The organism is Candidatus Symbiopectobacterium sp. NZEC135, from assembly GCF_025962695.1.
The window spans coordinates 1-864 of the sequence record NZ_JAGFPF010000886.1 but is presented as its reverse complement, the minus strand read 5'-3'; the positions used below and the strand labels follow the sequence as shown (position 1 = coordinate 864).

Annotated in this window: 1 protein-coding gene and 1 pseudogene; both read right to left on the bottom strand. The window is 55.6% G+C overall.

The genetic code is table 11. The features are described from left to right. Positions 1 to 357, bottom strand: a 357-nt coding sequence (locus J5224_RS31195) for a tRNA-dihydrouridine synthase (protein ID WP_264628880.1), incomplete at its 3' end; no start/stop codon positions are given. A gap of 109 nt (positions 358 to 466) precedes the next feature. Then, positions 467 to 864: pseudogene (locus J5224_RS31190) on the bottom strand (DsbA family protein); the annotation flags it as partial.

Genomic DNA, 864 nt, shown 5'->3' with positions numbered 1-864 from the left:
TTCTGCCATCAGGCAGGCACCAAAGCGTCCATTTTGCACGCGATCCGAAGGGCAACCGACGTTGAGATTGATCTCATCGTAGCCGCGTTGCTCTGCCAACTGCGCACACTGCGCCAGTGCGGCAGGATCGCTGCCGCCCAACTGCAACGACACCGGATGCTCGGTATCACTGTAAGCCAGATAATCGCCCTTGCCGTGAATAATGGCACCGGTCGTGACCATCTCGGTGTACAGCAGCGTTTGACGCGTCAACTGACGATGGAAATAGCGGCAATGACGATCGGTCCAATCGAGCATCGGCGCGATGGAGAAGCGTTGTGCGGGAAAGTGGTGCTGAGTATCAGAAGATGGGTGCATACGTCTTACTGTGTCTGGTCAATCGTGATCCCAATACAGGGAAACCTGAGCACAGTGTATCATTGAAAGCCGGCATCATCGACACCGGCTTACGGGTAGTGAATACCGCTTACGCAGCAAATCCACCGATCTTAACCTGCAAAAAGGCGCGCCACGCATCCATATTGCCCAGAAATTCGACCGTCTGGACAATCTCTCTACTGCCGTCGGCGGTTTCCAGCACGAAGGTGGGAAAACCATGTCCACCCACGTTCGCCAGCAATGCACGGCTTTCCTTGAAATGTTGCTCCAGGCCATCAGCGGTAACGAAGGCATACTCATTGGCAAAAGCAACGGGGTCCAATCCGATCTCACTGGCGCACTGTGCCAATACGGCGGCATCAGCGATTTTTCTGCCCTGTTCGTAATGCGCTCGTTGCACATGGTGCAGCATCTCATAGCCCTTGTGGGCCATGCGCTCTGCTGCGATAACGGCTGCCGTCGGCGGGGCGGAATCCAGTATTACGC